The organism is Pinisolibacter sp. DMC19, from assembly GCF_056313985.1.
This window is the reverse complement of record NZ_JBQUZF010000022.1, coordinates 1-950: the sequence shown is the minus strand read 5'-3', so window position 1 is coordinate 950 and position 950 is coordinate 1. Positions and strand designations below refer to the sequence as shown.

At 69.6% G+C, this 950-nt stretch carries 1 protein-coding gene; it reads left to right on the top strand.

Annotation, left to right across the window (positions count from 1 at the left end; all coding sequences use genetic code 11):
- A partial coding sequence (locus tag ACT53U_RS19605; RefSeq protein WP_476157625.1) for a PTS fructose transporter subunit IIC occupies window positions 1–950 on the top strand: 950 nt, incomplete at both ends.

Below are 950 nucleotides of genomic sequence, written 5' to 3'. Positions count from 1 at the left end.
CAAGGGTCGGTCGGTTCGCAGAACGCGCTGACGGCCGAGGAGATCGCCCGCGCCGACCTCGTCATCATCGCCGCCGACACCAACGTCGACCTCGCCCGCTTCGCCGGCAAGCGCGTCTTCTCCTCCTCCACCAAGGCCGCCATCGGCGACGGCAAGGCCCTCGTCCAGAAGGCCTTCGCCGAAGCCACCGTCCAGGGTGCCGCCGCGGCCTCCGCCGCCGCGCCGCTCGCCGACCGCGTCGCCGCCGAGAAGGCCGCCCGTTCGGCCGATCGCACCGGCGTCTACAAGCACCTGATGACCGGCGTCAGCTACATGCTGCCCTTCGTCGTCGCCGGCGGTCTCCTCATCGCCATCGCCTTTGCCCTGGGTGGCATCTACGTCTACAAGCCCGAGTATGCCGGCACCCTCGGTCAGGCCCTCTTCCAGATCGGCGCCAAGTCCGGCTTCGCCCTGATGGTGCCGATCCTCGCCGGCTTCATCGCCTATTCGATCGCCGACCGGCCCGGCATCGCCCCCGGCGCCATCGGCGGCATGCTCGCGGGCACCATCGGTGCCGGCTTCCTCGGCGGCATCCTCGCCGGCTTCCTCGCCGGCTATGTCGTCAAGTTCCTCAACGACAACATCAGCCTCGGCCGCAATCTCGACGGTCTCAAGCCCGTGCTGATCCTGCCGCTGCTCGGCTCCACCATCGTCGGCCTGCTGATGATCTACGTCATCGGCGAACCGGTCGCCGCGGCGCTGTCGGCGCTGACCGCTTGGCTCAAGGGCATGCAGACCGCCAATGCGATCGTGCTGGGTGCGATCATCGGCGCGATGATGGCCTTCGACATGGGCGGCCCGGTCAACAAGGCGGCCTATACCTTCGCCACCGGCCTGATCGCCTCGGCCGACAACGCGGTCTACGGCCCGATGGCCGCCGCCATGGCCGCCGGCATGACCCCGCCGCTCGC